The organism is Sphingobacterium haloxyli (genome assembly GCF_002980525.1).
GTDB classification, from domain to species: Bacteria; Bacteroidota; Bacteroidia; order Sphingobacteriales; family Sphingobacteriaceae; genus Sphingobacterium; species Sphingobacterium haloxyli.
Map to the genome: position 1 here is coordinate 327,938 of NZ_PVBQ01000004.1, position 18,214 is coordinate 346,151.

Genomic DNA, 18,214 nt, shown 5'->3' on the forward strand with positions numbered 1-18,214 from the left:
AAATGAGCAGCAATATCAATTTGATAGACTCTTTCCAAGAGTTCAAAGAATTCAAAAATATCGATCGTCCGACCGTTATTACAGTATTGGAAGAAGTATTCCGCAGTATGATACGCAAGCGTTTTGGAACAGATGAGAACGTAGACGTAATTGTAAACCCGGATAACGGGGATTTGGAAATCTGGAGGACACGTGTAGTGATGGAAGACGGATTCTCCGAAGATGATGATTTGGAAATCGAATTATCGGATGTGCGTCGGTACGATCCGGATTTGGAAGTTGGCGACGAATATATTGAACAAATTACGTTGGAAAGCTTTGGTAGACGAGCTATTTTGGCTGCACGCCAAACGCTGGTTTCAAAAATACTAGAACTGGAAAAAGATGAAGTCTTTAAAAAATATAAAGACCGGGAAGGTGAATTGGTCATAGGAGAAGTATATCAGATATGGAAGAAAGAGATATTAGTACTGGATGAGGACGGAAATGAACTAATCCTTCCCAAAACCGAACAGATTCCAGCCGACTATTTCAAAAAAGGTGATAGTATTCGTGCAGTGGTGCTGAAGGTCGATATGATGAACAGTAATCCAAAAATCATTATTTCGCGTACCGCACCTGAATTCTTACAACGTTTATTTGAATTAGAAGTGCCCGAGATTTTTGATGGACTCATTACGATTAAGAAAATCGTTCGCGAGCCAGGGGAAAGAGCAAAAGTTGCAGTTGAATCTTATGACGATCGTATCGATCCTGTAGGAGCATGTGTGGGTATGAAGGGTTCTCGCATACATGGTATCGTGAGGGAATTACGCAATGAAAACATTGATGTGATAAATTACACCTCAAACAATACGCTATATATTACGCGTGCTTTGAGCCCTGCACGTATCTCTTCAATTAAAATCGATGACGAGAACGACACGGCAGCTGTATATTTAAAGCCGGATCAAGTATCTCTTGCTATTGGTAGAGGTGGACACAACATCAAACTTGCGGGTAAATTGACTGGTTATGAAATTGATGTGTACAGAGAAAATGACGAAGTAGAAGAGGATGTAGACATCGAAGAATTTGCGGACGAAATCGACAGCTGGATTATCGATGAATTAAAACGTGTAGGGCTTGATACAGCGAAATCAGTTTTAGCGCTCACAGAAGCAGAACTGGTTAGACGGACCGACTTAGAGGAAGATACTATACGTGAGATTCTCCGTATCCTCGAAGCTGAGTTTGAATAAGGGTTTCGCCGTATCTGCAGGCTGAAAAAACAATTGAGCTGAAATTGTTTTTTCAGTGTAAAAAAACATATTTTTGTAGTATTAAAATTATAGAAGGTAAATATTAGATGGCAGAAGGAAAAAGCATAAACTTGCTAAAGGCAGCAAAAGAACTTAACATTGGGATAGGTACAGCTGTTGACTTCTTGGTTAAAAAAGGTTTTGATGTAGAATCAAAACCTAGTACTAAGTTGTCCCCAGATATGTATACTGTCCTTCTAAAAGAATTTCAAGGAGACAAAATCGTAAAAGACGAAGCGAAACAAATTGTTATCGGTAAAATTCGTCGTGACGAGTCGGCTGCTGGAACAGGTGGAGCGAATCCTACGGAATCTAGAGAAGATTTTCAAGAAGAAGATAATGCAACGCCTAAGGAAGTCCTAATTAAGGACACTGGCTTGCCCGTTGCGGCAGAGCCCACGCCTCCCGTGTCGGAAGAACCTGCCGTCGAAGAAAAAGAAGCGAGTCTTAGCCCCTTAAAAGTAGTTGGAAAGATTGATTTAAATAGCCTTAAACGGGGCAAGCCTAAAAAAGAATCCGAGAAAGAGGAAGTAGCAAAAGAAACATCCCCGAAGACAGCGGAACCGGAAACCAAACCTGTTGAACAGGAAGTGAAGAAAGAGGAAGTTAAACCTGTGGTGGAGCAGCCGAAAGCTGAAACACCTAAGCAGGAAATAACATCTAAAAAAGAAGATAAGGAGGTTCTGCAGCCGAAAGAGGAACAAAAACAAGAAACAAAAGCAGAGCCTGCGGCTGACATGAATAAAGAAATTGAAGAAATTAAACCTCCGGTAAAGCAAGAACAAAAACCAGTGGTATCCGAAAACCCTCATAGGGACGTGATAAGAGCACGCTCCGAAACATTGAGTGGCCCCAAAGTCGTTGGAAAGATTCAACTTCCTGTGGAACGTAAACCTGTTGCTTCGTCCTCTGGGCCGTCGCATAACAATGATAACAAACGGAAGCGCAAACGTTCCAATAAGAACACACCAGTCAATCCAAACGCCGTAGAAGGACAAAGAAGTACTGGCGAAGGAAATGTTAATCGCGGTACTGGCTTTAACAAAGCTGGCGGACAAGCTGGTCCAAGACAAGGGCAAGGGCAAGGGCAAGGAAACCAACAACATGGACATGGAAAAGGACGCCATGATCATCGTGGAAAAGGGCGTCAGCAAGAAACACCGAAAGAAGAACCGTCAGAAAAAGAAATTCAAGACCAAATTAAGGCAACGTTGGCTCGTCTAAGCGGTGCTGGTAAGTCAGGTAAATTTGCGCAGCGTGCCAAATTACGTCGGCAGAAGCGTGATGATATAGCCCTTTCCGCAGAAGAGGCTGCAATGGAGGAAGCTGCACAATCTAAAATCCTACGTGTTACGGAATTTGTGACGGCAAATGAGTTAGCGAATTTAATGAATGTGCAGGTTACGCAAATCATTTCGACCTGTATGAGTTTGGGAATGTTTGTATCCATCAATCAACGTTTGGATGCTGAAACTTTAACAATCGTTGCTGATGAATTTGGTTATCAAGTAGAATTTATAAAGCCCGAGGATGAGGAGATTACGGAATTAGAGGAGCCGGATAGCGAGGCAAACTTAATCCCCCGTGCGCCAATCGTAACGGTAATGGGACACGTCGACCATGGTAAAACCTCCTTATTGGATTACATCCGTAAGGCGAACGTAACAAAAGGCGAAGCTGGTGGTATCACGCAGCACATCGGGGCGTACGCTGTGAACTTGGAGGACGGACGTAAAATTACATTTTTGGACACGCCAGGTCACGAAGCTTTTACAGCGATGCGTGCACGTGGGGCGAAGGTAACGGATATCGTTATTATCGTTATTGCAGCGGATGATGCTGTCATGCCGCAAACAAGAGAGGCTATTAATCATGCTCAAGCGGCTGGTTCTCCCATCGTTTTTGCTTTTACGAAAGTAGATAAGCCGGGTGCTAATGCGGATCGGATCAGAGAGCAATTGTCAGGTATGAACATCTTGGTAGAAGACTGGGGTGGTAAGTACCAAGCCCAGGAAATATCGGCAAAAACGGGAGAGAACGTCGACTTATTGTTGGAGAAAGTCTTGTTAGAAGCAGAATTGTTAGAACTACAGGCAGATCCGAAAAAACGTGCCGTAGGTTCTGTCATAGAAGCCGCATTAGATAAAGGTCGCGGTATTGTCACAACTGTACTCGTACAGGGCGGTACACTACGTGTTGGAGATCCTATTCTTGCTGGTTCGCACTCGGGTAAAGTGAAGGCGTTGACGAATGAACGCGGTGAGCGCGTGAAAGAGGCAGGGCCATCCGTACCGGTACAGATTTTGGGTATGTCTGGTGCGCCTACCGCAGGAGATAAGCTATACGTAATGGAAAGTGAATCGGAAGCGCGTCAAGTGGCAAATAAACGTCTGCAATTGCAGCGTGAACAAGGTATGCGTGCTACTAAACACATTACTTTAGATGAAATCGGTCGTCGTTTAGCTATCGGAAACTTTAAAGAGCTGAATGTTATTGTTAAGGGAGACGTGGACGGTTCAATAGAAGCATTATCCGACTCCTTGTTGAAACTGTCTACTGACGAAATTCAAGTTAATATTATTCACAAATCGGTGGGAGCTATCTCGGAATCCGATGTATTATTAGCGTCTGCTTCAGATGCAATCATTATCGGTTTCCAGGTACGCCCAACACAGGGCGCTAAGAAGCTGGCAGAAAACGAACAAATCGACATTCGCCTGTACTCAATTATCTACGATGCCATTGATGAACTAAAATCGGCTATGGAAGGTATGTTGGCGCCGAAGTTTGAAGAAAAGATTGTCGCAGAGGTCGAAATTCGCGAGACATTTAAAATTTCTAAAGTGGGCACAATTGCTGGATGTATGGTTCGAGAAGGTAAGATCAACCGTAACAATGATATCCGTGTCATCCGCGATGGTGTTGTGATCCATACGGGTAAACTAGCTTCATTAAAACGTTTTAAAGACGATGTGAAAGAAGTGTCCCAAGGATATGAATGTGGTTTGAATATCGACCGTTTCAATGATATACAAGAAGGTGATATTGTGGAAGCCTACGAACAAGTAGAAGTTAAACGTAAACTTTAATGCTATTTACGTATTGATAATATAATCCCGGCAGGTTATTGTCGGGATTTTTTATATCCCATAGAAGCTATCTAGTTGCCTATTATCAAGAATAAAGCTACTTTTATAACATGTATAAATTTGAGATTTCCAATATTATATATCAGCCCAATGACACCGTTACGTTAATATTTAGCGACTTATCAGGTAGTTACCCAAAGCCCAAGGCAGGACAATTTCTGACTGTCTCTTTTATATTCGGAGAAAGAGAGGTTAGAAGATCCTATTCTTTTAGCAGCTCCCCCGATGTTGACGAACCACTGGCCATCACCGTAAAGAGAGTGGACAATGGCGAGATTTCTCGCTTATTGCATCACCAGACTAGGGTAGGCGATATTATTAATGTACTTGAGCCGCAGGGGCTGTTCTATTATGAACCCGATACAGCTAAAGATCGCACATTGTTTCTTTTTGCAGCAGGAGTCGGTATAACGCCGCTTTTCTCTATTTTGAAAACTGTGTTAATCGCTGAAGACGAAACTAAAGTCGTGCTTGTGTATAGCAATAGATCAATGGCAAGTACAGTGTTTTACACTGAATTGTTGGAGTGGCAAACTCGGTACGCTAACCGACTAGAGATAGTGTGGATATTTTCCAGTTCGAAAAATCTTTTGCACGCACGATTAAATAGGGAATATCTAATTCGTATCGTGAAGGAACAAATGCCTGAACACGGCAACGTATTATTCTATACTTGTGGCCCCGTTTTCTATATGGATTTAGTGCGGTTTACCTTATTGGGTATGGGATTCCCTGACAACCATATAAAGAGAGAAACGTTCCATTTTCCTGAAGAAGAGGAAGACGAAGATGAGAAGGAAGAGGAACCTGTGGATATGACGTCGTATAATGTCAGACTTCGTCTTCAAGGTAAGGAGTATGATTTAGTTATTCCGTACAATAAAACTGTATTAGACGTAGGATTAGAACATAAAATTAGACTACCATATTCGTGTAAGTCCGGCATGTGTAGCACCTGTATCTCGCAATGTACCTCAGGAAGCGTACGTATGGATTACAATGAGGTATTAACGGATAGGGAGGTGGAAAATGGACGTTGCTTAATCTGTGTTTCGCATCCCTTGGAAGACGGGACGGTGATTGAGGTGCTTTAGCCTATCGCTTCCGTAGATTGTACATTAAAAAACGTATATTAGTCAGTAAAATCTGATAAATGCAGTGTTCTGAAAGTTGAAATGAATAAAAAATCCATAAGAAAAATTATAAGAATTCTACCTTTTGTTTATATATGTTTCGTGGCAATTTTGCTTCTTGCAAGCTGCTCACCAAAGTTACGCACGGCGGGCAGGGATGTTCGGGAGCAAGGCCGCGCTTCATACTATGGAGATAAATTTCACGGCAGAACCACCGCTAGTGGCGAGCGATTCAACCAAAACGCAATGACGGCGGCCCATAGGACCCTCCCTTTTGGCACCAAGGTGACAGTAAAGAACTTGAACAACGGCAAGCAGGTGGTAGTGACGATCAATGATCGGGGCCCGTCGTCCAAATCAAGAATGATCGACCTTTCTAAGGGAGCCGCCAAGAAAATAGGGATGATCCAAGCGGGTGTTGTGCCGGTGGAACTGCGATATAAGAATGGAGCCGCTTCCGGTAAAAAAATCAAGATGAAAAAGCCACGAAAATAAAAAAGGACAACAGACTCTGCTGTATCTTACTTCCTTTTTTGCGTTCAAATCCGTATCTTTAGGCGAACTTTAAAAGGATAGACCATTGCCTAAGGGCTGGTTTATTAATTCATTGAACATTAAGTATATTTCAATAGAAAATTATGTCATCCAAAATCATTTACACAAAGACAGATGAAGCGCCATTATTGGCAACTTATTCGTTTTTACCCATTGTTCAAGCTTTTGCAAAAACAGCTGATATCGAAGTAGAATTAAGAGACATTTCTTTAGCCGGACGTATACTAGCTAATTTCTCGGAATACTTAGCACCAGAGCAAAAAGTGTCTGATGCATTAGCAGAATTGGGCCAGTTAGCCACTAAACCGGAAGCAAATATTATCAAATTACCGAATATTTCAGCCTCTATTCCGCAATTAAAGGGAGCAATTGCCGAGCTACAGAAAGCAGGTTATAATGTGCCAAATTATCCAGATACACCCGTCAACGCGGAAGAAGAAGGAATTAAGGCAACGTATGCAAAAATTTTAGGTTCAGCTGTGAACCCAGTCTTACGCGAGGGTAATTCGGACCGTAGGGCCCCGAAAGCCGTGAAAAACTATGCTAAGACTAATCCACATAGTATGGGTTCATGGTCGGCAGATAGTAAAACAAAAGTTGCGTCGATGTCTGATGGTGATTTTTATGCAACGGAAAAGTCGCTTACTGTAGATACGGATACACAATTCAGGCTTGAATTTGTAGGAGAGGATGGAAGTGTAAAAGAGCTAAAAGGTCTGGCGAATTTAAAAGCAGGAGAGGTGATTGATTCGTCAGTAATGAATTTGGACAAACTGAAAGCTTTTGTATCGAATGTTATTGAGGAAGCTAAGACCACTGGCGTATTACTTTCGGCTCATTTGAAAGCTACGATGATGAAGGTATCTGATCCTATTATATTCGGTGCTATCGTAGAAGTGTATTTTGCAGATGTTTTTGCGCAATTTGGTGAACTGTTTGCTACGCTAGGCATTAATAAGAATAATGGTTTGGGCGAGGTCTATAGCAAGATTGCAGGACACCCGCAAGAATCAGAGGTAAAAGCAGCTATTGAAGCTGCCATCGCGAGCGGGCCTGATTTGGCTATGGTCAATTCGGACAAAGGTATTACCAACCTACACGTTCCATCAGATGTAATCGTAGACGCTTCTATGCCGGCGATGATTCGTACATCTGGACAGATGTGGAATAAAGAAGGAAAACAGCAAGATACCATCGCCATTATTCCAGATCGTTCCTATGCTGGTGTTTATAAGGCTGTAATTGAAGACTGTAAAACAAATGGTGCTTATGATCCGAAAACAATGGGTTCTGTTCCGAACGTGGGATTGATGGCGCAAAAAGCGGAAGAATATGGTTCCCACGATAAGACTTTCCAAGCGGCTTCCAAGGGAACCATTCGTATAGTCGATGCATCTGGCAAAGTATTTATGGAACAGCCGGTAGAAGAGGGTGACATATTCCGGATGTGCCAAACCAAAGATGCTCCTATTCAGGACTGGGTGAAATTGGCCGTAAACCGTGCTCGCTTGTCAGATACGCCCGCAGTATTTTGGTTAGATGAAAATCGTGCCCATGACCGTGAAATCATTAAAAAAGTAAATAAATATTTAGCTGATTTCGATACGGCAGGTTTAGACCTCCATATATTATCACCAATCGAAGCCGCTAAATTCTCAGTGGAGCGTATCCGTAAAGGATTAGATACAATTTCCGTAACGGGAAATGTATTACGTGATTATTTAACAGATTTATTCCCGATTTTGGAATTAGGTACTTCTGCAAAAATGTTGTCTATTGTTCCATTGATGAATGGTGGCGGCCTGTTCGAGACAGGAGCAGGGGGATCCGCACCTAAGCACGTAGACCAATTCGTGACAGAAGGTTATCTCCGTTGGGATTCTTTAGGTGAGTTTTTAGCGTTGGGAGCCTCTTTTGAACATCTTGCACAAACACAGGGGAACGCTAAAGCCCAAGTGTTGGCTGATGCGTTGGATGTGGCAACAGAAAAATTCCTTGCCAATGACAAATCCCCAGCTCGTAAAGTGGGACAAATCGATAATAGAGGCTCTCATTTTTATTTAGCATTATATTGGGCAGAAGCCCTGGCTAGTCAAACCAAAGATGCAAATTTAGCATCTAAATTTGGTAGTTTAGCGAAGACATTAGCAGAAAATGAAACCAAAATAAATGGGGAATTGATCGGTGCGCAAGGTCAATCACAGGAGATCGGCGGATATTATTTCCCTGATGATGCCCTAGCTTCAAAAGCGATGCGTCCGTCCTTAACATTGAACGCGACGATAGATTCATTTGAATAAGAGTGAGCATTAACGCTATGTAACGAAAAAGCCGGTTCACGAACCGGCTTTTTCATTTGTTTTATTGAATGTATTAGAAATAAAACTGTACGCCCACTGTTGGCGCTAATGAATTAGCATTTAAACCAAATGAGTTAACGGTTGTTTTAGCAGAGCCACCTTCGGGATCTGTGATGTTTGAATTAAAGTATAAACCTCTTACTTTAAATTCCAAACCAATTTTTGATGTAGGGAAATACGCGATACCAGGCGCCAATTCGACGCCATAGTTACTGACATTGGCAGTTTTTTCATCATTAGCTTTTTGATTTCCCCAAGACATTGGAACTGAAAGTTGTCCAAAGAATCTCACTGGGCCATTAGCTGAATACCACCTACCAAAAGGAGCAACAGCAAAAGCACTGTTGGTACGTTCTGTGACATTAGCTTCTGCATCATATTCGCTTTTGTTCCATTGATAACCTAAACCAACTCCTACAGCAATGTTGTCGGATACGAAATAACCTGCAGATGGCATAATATTAAATGAAGTAGACTTCAAATCGGTGTCTTTTACCGATTCGGTATTAAATCCTAGCCCACCGCCGACAACAAATTTACCTTTTTCTGTTTGCGCTTGTGAAGCAAATGTTAATGCAGCGACAGCTGCCAGGGTTAAATAAAATTTTTTCATGTTACTTGAATTTAATTTGTTCTAATACTTTGACTTTTTATCAAAGTTATTCAGTTATTCCAATACTCGTGCCATTCGCAACATGAAATTGTCATTCTATTGTTTGTTTGTACAACTAGCTGGCTATTATAGTTTTAGTTGAATTCCATATTAAATATTTAATAACAAAGTATTATTATGTTCGGAAAAGAATCGTTTATTGGGCATTTTGGCAGCAAAAAGCTAAATTGTCAGTGTAAGAATGGCAGTCCGCGTGATTGAAAAACTACAACGTAGCATTTGACGCTGCCGAACGGCTATACTTCGACCACCAAGTAGGAAGCGTTAGAATGTTCTTTTCTTAGCACGGGGAGAGCGACATTGTATACTGGTATTTTGGTTGTCGTGGAACCGCGGAGCTTCCCGGCATGCGCATGTCCGTGAAAAGCTGCAGAAACTTGACGCCGAATAAGGGGCTCTGCTAGATGCGAGGACCCCAAAAAAGGAAACAGCTGTTCCGGTTCGCCTTGGATTGTCTCTTTAATAGGGGCATAATGTAAAAGCGCTACTTTCGGCAACGCTGGACACTCTTGTTCCAGTCGTGTAAGGGCGCGATCTAATTGTAGCGATTCATTGACTACCTCGTGTACATATTGCTTCATCATATCTTCTCCAAAGATAGAAAGCATATATTGGTCAAATCCCCCTCCGAATCCTTTTATGCCAGCAAATCCCACGTTCTCGACAACCGTAGATTCGCCATCTAAAATAATCATATTATGTTCCGTAAGGATTTGTTTAATAATCTTTTGCCGTCCCTTTTCATAATCATGGTTGCCTAAAACACCGATTACGGGAATTTTTAAGATTTCTAATTGTTCGCCGAGAATCTTTGCTTCGTCCTCATCGCCTGTATCCGTCAGATCGCCACAAATAACCAAGACATCTGCTTCTTCAGAAACTTGTTCAAAGGTTGAGCGCAAACTGCCGTGGTCGGTTATTTTAGTATGGATATCTGCCATGGCGGCAATTTTCGTTTTTTTCTTTTTTGTCATGCTATCAAATAGTTGTTATTGTATAGGACTTGTAATCCCACTCTTTAATATCTATTTCGTACTGGGTCTGATCGATTAGGGGACCTCGACACACCTTTTCTAACGGAGCGGGAAGATCATATTGTTCCGCTGCGCGGACCATAAGCTCGTCGAAAAGCCATTTAGGGATAATGTCGCGGTAATCTGCAGGATATACGAACTGGAAGGTCAGAAGTTGTGCCAATAACAAGTGCCAGTGCGGGCTTAAGCGTTGTAGCAATAGCTTCCAATTCACGTTTCTCCCATATTTTAGAAGGATGTGGTTGATATCGGCGCTGTCGTTACGCTCCCGGTTCTGTACGTATATTTTGCACCAAATAAGCTCCTCCACCGGTATAAATTGTACAGGTACGCCAGCAAATGTTCCTGTCGATGCTCTTTCGTACCAAGAATCATCTACTGTGCAAATATTGCTAACGGTATCAAAAATAATATCGATGAAATATTCACCATGAAATACTTTAGCGAGCCAGCGAGCGTCGGTTAGTTCGGTTTCGTAGCCTTGGGCAGCAAAAAATTTTAATATTTTTGGGTATTCGCTACTTTTACAAAAGATATCTAAGTCTTTAGTGTCGCGAAAGATCCCTGTATAGTGGAACATAGCAAAAGCTCCACCTAACATAAATTGGCATTCGCCGTCAAGTAATAATTGGAGCGCGTCCCGATAGAATGCCTCCGATGCTTGCTTCTGCTTCTCAGTTGTTATCATATATAATACTTTATATTTTGAACAACTAACATGCGTTTTTGTTCCATCCTCAACCGATCCTACTTCGATCTCGTATTATATATAAAGAAAAACCCCGGAGAAATCCCGAGGTTTTATCAATAGAATGAAATTTATTTATTCAAAATATTCTTTAATGCGTTCGAAAAAGGACTTCTCACTTTTACCTGGTTGCGGTTTAAAGTTTGCCGAACCTTTCAGTTTTTCCAGAACAGAACGCTCTTCCGGAGAGACGGCTTTAGGTGTCCATACATTAACATATACCAGTTGATCTCCTTTATGATAAGAGTTTACCTCTGGTACTCCTTTTCCTTTTAAGCGTAAAATTTTTCCTCCTTGCGTTCCGGGATCGATCTTGATTTTTGCTTTCCCGTCAATAGTAGGAATTTCGACGCTGGTGCCCAAAGCAGCATCGGCAAAATTGATATAAAGATCGTAAATGACATTGATGCCATCACGTTTCAACGTTTCATGTGGTATCTCTTCGATGAGGATGATTAAGTCTCCTGGAACACCACCTCTAGGCGCGGCATTTCCTTTTCCGCTCATAGACAGTTGCATTCCTTCACTTACGCCTGCAGGGATGTTGATAGCAATTGTTTCTTCGCCCCTTTCTAACCCTTCACCGCGACAGGTGGTACATTTGGATGTGATTTCAACGCCTTCACCGTTACATGTCGGACACGTGCTCGTAGTTTGCATTTGTCCTAATATGGTATTGGTCACTCTTCTCACCGAACCCACGCCGCCACACGTTTTGCAGGTATGATAAGACGATTTGTCCTTTGCTCCGGTTCCATCACAGGTGTGGCATTGCACTTGCTTATTTACCTTGACTTTTTTCTCTACACCTTTCGCAATCTCTTCTAAAGTCAATTTCACTTTAATACGAAGATTGGTGCCTCGCTGTACGCGTCTACCACTTCCACTACGGCCGCCGCCAAAGAAACTTTCAAAGGGATGTCCGCCGCCGAAAATATCACCAAACTGGCTGAATATATCTTCCATATTCATGCCACCGCCCCCAAAGCCTGAAGCCGAATTTCCCGCATGGCCAAATTGGTCATACCGCTGTCGCTTCTCCGGACTGCTTAATACCTCGTACGCTTCAGCTGCTTCTTTAAATTTCTCTTCTGCGTCTTTATCGTCCGGGTTTTTGTCCGGATGATATTTTATCGCCAATTTGCGATATGCAGACTTAATTTCGGACGCGTCCGCAGACTTTGAAACGCCTAATATATCATAATAATCTCTCTTAGCCATCTTCTTATTGACCTATTACCACCTTTGCGAAACGGATTACTTTATCGTTGAGAAAGTAACCTTTTTCCACTACATCTATAACTTTATTTTTCAACTCTTCTGAGGGTGCGGGAATGGCGGTGATTGCTTCTTGATATTCAGCATCAAATGGCTGTCCGATAAGGTTTTCCATTTCTTTTAACCCCTCATTTGTCAATATTTTTCTAAACTTGCTATTTACCAAGTCAATGCCTTGTTTTACAGATTCAATGTCCTGGGCTGTTTGCATGGCCGCCAATGCTCGATCAAAATCGTCTAAAATAGGTAAAAGTTTAGCTAAGACGTCTTTGCTTGCAGATTGGATAAGATCAACACGTTCTTTGGACGTTCTTTTTTTATAATTATCGAATTCAGCAAACAGGCGTGTGTATTTATCATTCGCATTTGCTAATTCCTGCTGTAAACGTCCTTCCGTCGTTTCTTCAGATTCGTTTATACTTTCTTCCGAAGTGGGGTCAACGGACGCTAAATTTTCGTCTTGAATATTGTTTTCCTGTTCGTTCATCATATCTATATTATATAGCCTTCTTTAATATCCTTTTGTTGGCGTTCAATAATATTGCCAACACAAACAAAACCGACACGCTGTCAGTCTATTCTAAAATAAACTACCAAAATGTCGGCTTTATGATGTTCTGTCAGTGTTTTGATTTATATCGTTGCATTGTCGTATAAAGCGGTATCTGCTGTTTTGAGAATGCGCGCGGGCATATTTTTTATAATCTGATAGTCATGCGTCGCCATCAACACGGCTGTACCTGAGGCGGCAATATCTCTCAATAAAAGCACAATTTCTTCAGAAGTTGCTGGGTCGAGGTTTCCTGTCGGCTCATCGGCAAGGATAATTTCTGGATTGTTTAATAACGCCCGGGCAATAACCACACGTTGTTGCTCACCGCCAGACAATTCGTGAGGCATTTTGCGTAACTTTGAACGTAACCCTACTTTTTCCAGTACGTCAAGCATGCGATTTTCGATCAACCCTCTGTCTGTCCATCCGGTAGCTTTCAATGCAAATTCAAGATTCTTTTCTATTGTTCTGTCATTTAATAAATGGAAATCCTGAAAGACAATACCTAGTTTTCGACGAAGATAAGGGACGTCGTTTTCATGCAGTTTTTTGAGATCGAAACCCGCTACCATTCCTTCGCCGTTGGCGATGTAGAGGTCACCATATATTATTTTCAACAAGCTACTTTTTCCGGTACCCGATTGTCCAATTAGATAAATGAATTCTCCTTGATTGATATCGAGATTGACATGGGAAAGCACTAAGTGCTTTTGCTGGTATATATCTACGTTTTTTAGTTTAATAACTGTGTTGTTCGCTGTTGTCATACGTTTTATATATCAATTTTTTTTATTTGGCCGAAGGGCATTTCCGCCACAATTTGCATAATATAGTCGGTTTTTTCGCCTAAACCTATTTTTTCTAAGGATTTGTCCGGCCTATCTACTCGAAAATATGCTAACAATGTAAAACCCTCGTCCCTTAGTTGGACATAATCGGGGATCTTAGCCACACCTTTAACCTTAATAACATACATAAGAACAAAGTTATCATTTTTATTTAACCCTCGGAGGTCAAACTACTTACTATATTGAAAAAGAAACTCCAAAACATTCACTCCGTCAGCATAATCTGTTAGAGAAGGACATTGACTACCTCCTAAAAGAAACGTCGGAATGCTTGTTTGTATTGTGGCTTCGGTAACGACACATTGTATTTGATTCGCTTTTGCTTCTAATTGGGCAATAATCTCGTGGGTTTGATTGTATTCTTCGTAAAATACGGTAGCCAATGGAGAGGCCAATCTTGCATCTTCTTTAAGCAATATAAAGCCGTTGTCAAGGTGCTTATCGCCATTAATTAAATAAATGGCCTTATTATAGTCATAATTGTTCATGTATTTATAATGTTCTTTAACAGCGCTAAAGTCTTCTATTGCTTCAAAAAACGAATTGAAGTTATAGCCACGGGGAATATATATTTTGGAAACAGAACGACATCCGAGCCCAAAATAATCGAAAATATCAAACCCTAGTGCTTTTAGTTGGTCGGAAGATTCTGTGCCGGTAAGAATAGCAAGAGAATTTCTGTTTTTGCGGATAATGTGAGGTTTCTTTCCAAAATAATAATCAAAGTAGCGAGAGCTATTGTTGCTTCCGGTAGCAATAACCAGGTCATATTGTTGCAGCCGATCTACGAACTGGATTTTCTCGGCGAACGCAGGCTCAATTTCGATAAGCTCATTAAATACAAACGTTGTTAACCCGGCATCATCAGAGGAGCATTTAACCTGTGCGTTAAAACCTGCCATAAGCACCGATAATATATCATGGAAACCTACTAATGGAATATTTCCGGCTAATATAAGGCCTACAGTTTGATCGGTTTGTATGTCAGGATAGGGAGCTATCCACTGCATGAGCTTTTCAAATGTTAAGTTGGAAGATAGTGCCTGAAGCTGCTTTTTGGTGTTTTCCGTGGTGTACCACGGATTTTTAATGGATGCTTGCTGTAACATTCTACCGATCTTTTCATGATTGGAGGAAAGTAATTCACCTAGTGCTACAAAGGCCTCAATTCGTTGTTTCTGTGTCAAAATCTTTTAATTTAGAACCGTTCTGATTTTTTTTTGAAGTATCTTTGCGTGTCTTAAGAAATAACTACTAACTTTGTAGTATTATTCTAGGACGAGACAAAATTAGTTTATTTATTATAATTGTGAGGTGATAAATGGCAATTAAAATTACAGACGAGTGTATAAATTGCGGAGCATGTGAACCAGAGTGCCCGAATAACGCTATATATGATGCAGGAGTAAGTTGGAAATTTTCGGAAGGAACTGCCTTGGATGGTGTGATTGATTTTGGAGACGGTGTAACATTGGATGCCAATGAGTCCCAAGAAGCCATTTCAAACGAGGTATATTATATCGTTTCGGATAAATGTACAGAATGTAAAGGTTTCCATGATGAACCACAATGTGCAGCCGTGTGCCCAGTGGATTGTTGTGTGGAAGATGAAGAGGTTGTGGAGACGGAAGAAGAACTTTTGGCTAAGAAAGCGTGGCTTCATGCTGAGTAAGTAAGATTGCTCATTATCAAACTTGTAAAAAAGCATTGCCCTTTGGATGATGCTTTTTTTTGTAGGCCTCATATTTTTTTGTTTATGGTTCAGGCGGATACTGGAAAAGGATATGGCGTAAAGCTTGACTTGACCTTTACTGTAGTTCTATACTGCCACAGCGGATATTGCAATTGCAAGACTTTAGACGGATTCGGAAAAGGATTAACCAAGAAACTGTGTCGAATGGTTCACTGGGGAGCTTTCCTGACCCTCTGATTGACGCCTAGTGTATTCTTATTGCCGAAACTTTCGTCCTTTAACACGAATGGAGCATACTCGACAACAAGGTCAAGGACACCGTGGCGCTTCCCAAACTTGCGTGCAACGGATCGTGCACCTGAATGGGGAGGAAGCTGCACAGCGAAGGGGCACAAGCGTTCTGACCGGCACCAGCTTACAGCTACCGTGGCTGGCAGGCCCGTACAATCCGCCTCCCATACACAACCATAAGCCGATCATCATATAACATCGTAAAGTAGAGATAATCATCCCCGCCATCTTTAATCTTAAACTTCTTTCGGATATCTTCCACTTTCAATGGAAAGTTTTTGGCGACGATATTCGCTTTGGTAATGTCAATGTTCTTTTTGAAGACGGAAAACGGAACAACCTGTCGTACTTGGAAGATGCGTCCGGGAAATTCGGCAACGAGGGTTTTACTGGCATACAGATGGCTGTGCTGATGCAGTTTCTGTATCCCGAAAGCAGTAGCAACAGATTTAAAAGCACCGGCTTTAGTAATAGCAACATCGGGATCGTATAAAAAGTTAGTCGGTTCGCTTAATGCAGGAGCTGCTTCCTTTTCCTGTATATAGTTAAAAGAGAAGATTTTCGGTTCCTCTGCCGATAACCGCACGGCATGAATATTAGGAATACCTTGAAAGGATTTCTCTTGGACAAATAGCAGTTCCTTACAGTCGTTTTCAATACTCATTACATAGACATCTTTGACATGTGGCAGTGCATTTAAAGCCCCCGAGATGTCGAGCAGAGGCGCTAGCTTGGTGATGAGCTTATCCGAATGTTGAAAAAATAATTCCTGATAGGCGAGTATATTGGGCTCACAGTCTTCCAGTCGGAAGACCTTTTGGTTTTTCACCCTTCGCGAAGGATCGATGTAAATGTAATCATAGTGATTGTTCGAGGAAGCCAAGAAAGCGACTCCGTCTCCGGCGTGGCATTGCACATTGTCTACGCCTAATGCGTTGAGGTTATGGGCGACGATTTGCGACAGTTCGGGGGTAATTTCACAGTGAGTTACCTTTTTTGCGCGCTGTGCAAAATAATAGCTGTCTACGCCAAACCCGCCTGTTAAATCGAAAACTGTACTGTTTGGCGAAAGAAGAGAAGCTTTGAATTTTGCAGTTCCGGCTGAGGAACACTGTTCCAGATTCAATTTCTCGGGAAAATACAGCGCTTTGCTTTGTTCTATCCAATCGGGGACCTTCCTGCTCACTTTTTGCAAGCCGTGGATCTGTTGGGCAAGTTCCGGTGACGATACATGCTCGAAAGGACTTTTATTCAGCGCAATACGGCTTGCGTCATCATGTACATGCTGACGGATAAATGCCTGGACTTCCGATGATAAAACAGTGTTATTCAATCTTTAACTCCTTAACTAATAATTGACAGGTGTAACTATCTTTAAGTTCTCGGATAATTTTTTTATTCACCAACACCCGGTCGATGGTCTCTTGATTAAAATAGCGGATCGTGATAAGCTCCAAACCTTTTTCCACACTGACTTTATAACGTTTTTCCAATTCTTCCAGTAAGGTTTCCACATTTGCTCCGGTATCATCAATGCTGACACAGAAGCTGATCGCGCTATTATGCATCATATTGATTTTGATACGGTGGCTATGGAACAGGTTGAATATATGGCTTAGGTTATCTTCTACGATGAACGAGAAATCGCGCGGCTGTATACTTACAAAAACCTGATTGACCTTAAAAATAAAAGACGGGATAGGCAGGCCGTCGTTCGTCGTACGGATAAGGGTGCCTGGCTCGTCGGGATGTACGAAAGAACGCACATTTAAGGTAATCTTTTTATTCTGTAGTGGCTTGATGGTCTTCGGATGGATAACCGTTGCACCGTAATAGGTAAGTTCAATGGCATCGGTATATGACAATTCTGGAATGAGTTCTGTCGGGTTAAACCATTTGGGGTCTGCATTGAGCACACCCGGCACATCTTTCCAAATGGTGACATCATCAGCCTGTAGGCAAGCTGCGAATATAGCAGCGGAATAGTCGGAACCTTCACGACCCAATGTTGTCGTAAAATTTTCAGAGGTGGAACCGATGAAACCTTGGGTGATAATGATCTGCTCGTCGAGTAAAGCGGGCAGCTCTCTGCGGATTTTGTCTTCCGTTTTTTGCCAGTCCACCTCGGCTTCCCGATACGTATTGTCTGTAAAGATGTAATCGCGCGCGTCGAGCCACTTAATGGGTAAACTGGTATGAGCGCAGTACGCAGCTAAGATTTTGGAAGATACAATCTCGCCGGTAGAGACAATTTGGTCGTGTAGGTAGTCGTATGAATCTTGGGCTTCTTCTTCCAGTATCCATTCGATTTCGACGAAGCAATTGGCAATGTCATCAAATATAGGATGATTGGATGTGCCGAAAAGATCGCCCAGAATCTGTTGATGTGCACGCTTTACTTTTTCCAACAGATCGAACGCTTGTCCGGTTTGATCAACAAAATGTTGGGTGACCTCGGTTAAGGCATTCGTGGTTTTGCCAAGTGCAGAAACCACGACGAGCAGTTCGCTGGTCTTACATTTGGTAATAATATGTGCTACATTGCGTATGCTGTCGGCGTCCTTTACCGATGCGCCGCCAAATTTAAATACTTGCATT

The 18,214-nt window shown here is 41.9% G+C and carries 16 protein-coding genes; 6 read left to right on the forward strand and 10 right to left on the reverse strand.

Annotated elements, in window-relative coordinates; all coding sequences use genetic code 11:
- Positions 1-2 precede the first annotated feature (2 nt).
- The 5 genes from nusA to C5745_RS07060 all read left to right on the forward strand — a co-directional run bounded on the left by nusA (position 3) and on the right by C5745_RS07060 (position 8,438).
- A complete protein-coding gene (gene nusA, locus C5745_RS07040; RefSeq protein WP_105716277.1) occupies positions 3-1,241 on the forward strand; it encodes a transcription termination factor NusA in 1,239 nt (412 codons plus the stop codon).
- A gap of 107 nt (positions 1,242-1,348) precedes the next feature.
- Positions 1,349-4,390, forward strand: a complete 3,042-nt coding sequence (infB, locus tag C5745_RS07045) for a translation initiation factor IF-2 (RefSeq protein WP_105716278.1) — start codon at positions 1,349-1,351, stop codon at positions 4,388-4,390.
- Positions 4,391-4,500: 110 nt separating this feature from the next.
- Positions 4,501-5,544, forward strand: coding sequence for a ferredoxin--NADP reductase (locus C5745_RS07050; protein ID WP_105716279.1), 1,044 nt, complete (start codon positions 4,501-4,503; stop codon positions 5,542-5,544).
- 81 nt (positions 5,545-5,625) lie between these two features.
- Positions 5,626-6,078 carry a septal ring lytic transglycosylase RlpA family protein gene (locus C5745_RS07055; RefSeq protein ID WP_105716280.1) on the forward strand — a complete coding sequence of 151 codons (453 nt, stop codon included), beginning with the start codon at positions 5,626-5,628 and terminating at the stop codon, positions 6,076-6,078.
- A 143-nt stretch (positions 6,079-6,221) separates the two neighbouring features.
- The gene (locus C5745_RS07060) at positions 6,222-8,438 is read left to right on the forward strand and encodes an NADP-dependent isocitrate dehydrogenase (RefSeq protein WP_105716281.1); all 2,217 of its coding nucleotides are present in this window, start codon (positions 6,222-6,224) and stop codon (positions 8,436-8,438) included.
- Between the two features lie 73 nt (positions 8,439-8,511).
- Here the strand turns inward: C5745_RS07060 and C5745_RS07065 are convergent, their stop codons facing one another.
- From C5745_RS07065 to C5745_RS07100, 8 genes are all read right to left on the reverse strand, one after another.
- The gene (locus C5745_RS07065) at positions 8,512-9,111 is read right to left on the reverse strand and encodes an outer membrane beta-barrel protein (protein WP_105716282.1); all 600 of its coding nucleotides are present in this window, start codon (positions 9,109-9,111) and stop codon (positions 8,512-8,514) included.
- Positions 9,112-9,407: 296 nt separating this feature from the next.
- Positions 9,408-10,145, reverse strand: a complete 738-nt coding sequence (locus C5745_RS07070; RefSeq protein ID WP_105716283.1) for a metallophosphoesterase family protein — start codon at positions 10,143-10,145, stop codon at positions 9,408-9,410.
- Positions 10,146-10,149: 4 nt separating this feature from the next.
- Positions 10,150-10,893: a nucleotidyltransferase gene (locus C5745_RS07075; RefSeq protein WP_105716284.1), complete on the reverse strand. Its 744-nt coding sequence runs from the start codon at positions 10,891-10,893 to the stop codon at positions 10,150-10,152.
- A 135-nt stretch (positions 10,894-11,028) separates the two neighbouring features.
- Complete coding sequence (gene dnaJ / locus C5745_RS07080) at positions 11,029-12,174, reverse strand: molecular chaperone DnaJ (RefSeq protein WP_105716285.1); 1,146 nt, start codon at positions 12,172-12,174, stop codon at positions 11,029-11,031.
- Between the two features lie 4 nt (positions 12,175-12,178).
- On the reverse strand, positions 12,179-12,721 hold the full coding sequence (locus C5745_RS07085; RefSeq protein WP_105716286.1) for a nucleotide exchange factor GrpE: 543 nt from the start codon (positions 12,719-12,721) through the stop codon (positions 12,179-12,181).
- A 143-nt stretch (positions 12,722-12,864) separates the two neighbouring features.
- Positions 12,865-13,551, reverse strand: a complete 687-nt coding sequence (locus C5745_RS07090) for a cell division ATP-binding protein FtsE (RefSeq protein WP_105716287.1) — start codon at positions 13,549-13,551, stop codon at positions 12,865-12,867.
- 5 nt (positions 13,552-13,556) lie between these two features.
- Positions 13,557-13,760: a fructose-6-phosphate aldolase gene (locus tag C5745_RS07095; RefSeq protein WP_105716288.1), complete on the reverse strand. Its 204-nt coding sequence runs from the start codon at positions 13,758-13,760 to the stop codon at positions 13,557-13,559.
- A gap of 42 nt (positions 13,761-13,802) precedes the next feature.
- Entirely contained in the window at positions 13,803-14,819 is a 1,017-nt protein-coding gene (locus C5745_RS07100) for an acyl-CoA reductase (RefSeq protein WP_105716289.1), read from the reverse strand.
- A 134-nt stretch (positions 14,820-14,953) separates the two neighbouring features.
- Between C5745_RS07100 and C5745_RS07105 the strand changes: the two genes are divergently transcribed.
- The gene (locus C5745_RS07105) at positions 14,954-15,304 is read left to right on the forward strand and encodes a 4Fe-4S dicluster domain-containing protein (RefSeq protein WP_105716290.1); all 351 of its coding nucleotides are present in this window, start codon (positions 14,954-14,956) and stop codon (positions 15,302-15,304) included.
- Positions 15,305-15,746: 442 nt separating this feature from the next.
- Here C5745_RS07105 and C5745_RS07110 read toward each other — a convergent pair whose 3' ends face one another.
- Positions 15,747-16,949: a THUMP-like domain-containing protein gene (locus C5745_RS07110; protein ID WP_105716291.1), complete on the reverse strand. Its 1,203-nt coding sequence runs from the start codon at positions 16,947-16,949 to the stop codon at positions 15,747-15,749.
- Positions 16,942-18,213 carry an aspartate kinase gene (locus C5745_RS07115; RefSeq protein ID WP_105716292.1) on the reverse strand — a complete coding sequence of 424 codons (1,272 nt, stop codon included), beginning with the start codon at positions 18,211-18,213 and terminating at the stop codon, positions 16,942-16,944. The genes C5745_RS07110 and C5745_RS07115 overlap by 8 nt, the downstream gene beginning before the upstream one ends.
- Between the last annotated feature and the right edge of the window lies 1 nt (position 18,214).